The sequence below is a fragment of the Idiomarina sp. Sol25 genome (genome assembly GCF_033052775.1).
Classification (GTDB): domain Bacteria; phylum Pseudomonadota; class Gammaproteobacteria; order Enterobacterales; family Alteromonadaceae; genus Idiomarina.
The window spans coordinates 1-594 of record NZ_JAUPEW010000029.1 but is presented as its reverse complement, the minus strand read 5'-3'; the positions used below and the strand labels follow the sequence as shown (position 1 = coordinate 594).

Below are 594 nucleotides of genomic sequence, written 5' to 3'. Positions count from 1 at the left end.
CGTTTCGAGACAGAAATTCGTGAAGCCATGGCGAGAAACGCTAAAGTAAAGGCCACCAAATGACATCACATTCGTCGCTTGAGCGGACCGAAGCTTCGGCGCTCCCGGCTTCGGTCGTGCCCTTTGAAGACCGCCCGGTGCTGCTATTATTCAGCGACGATTCTACCCTGATCTTTGCCCGGCGAATGCGGGATTGCCTGCGCGCGGCGGCCCCCTCCCTGAAGGTTGAAATGGGGTGGTTGGTAGGTGAAAATGCATTGTCCTATCGGCAAATGTCCCTGCTCTTGCCTGAGGGGCCGGATCACGCACTTCAGGGCAAGAATGTTTTTCAGCAGTTAATGCTTGCGCGCAGCCACAAGGCAATTGTCACGAGCCGGGTATATGGGCCGCTTGGGGCTCAGTTGCGGCGCACGATCATGCATGTAGACAACGAACGACCCTGTGTAATCGCTTTCTTGGGAGGACTCGATTTCACCCCAAAGGATGGCTATTTCCGGCGTCGGCACTGCGATGGGGTCTTTGTCTTTCCGCAAAGCGAAGTGGCGACTTTCGAAAAACAGGCTCAGAGCTGGCCCACCCGTATGTGGCAAGAAG

The 594-nt window shown here is 55.9% G+C and carries 1 protein-coding gene; it reads left to right on the top strand.

The window, feature by feature from the left end:
• Window positions 1-59: 59 nt before the first annotated feature.
• The coding region (locus Q5L94_RS13305) for a hypothetical protein (protein ID WP_317498847.1) at window positions 60-594 on the top strand (535 nt) is incomplete at its 3' end.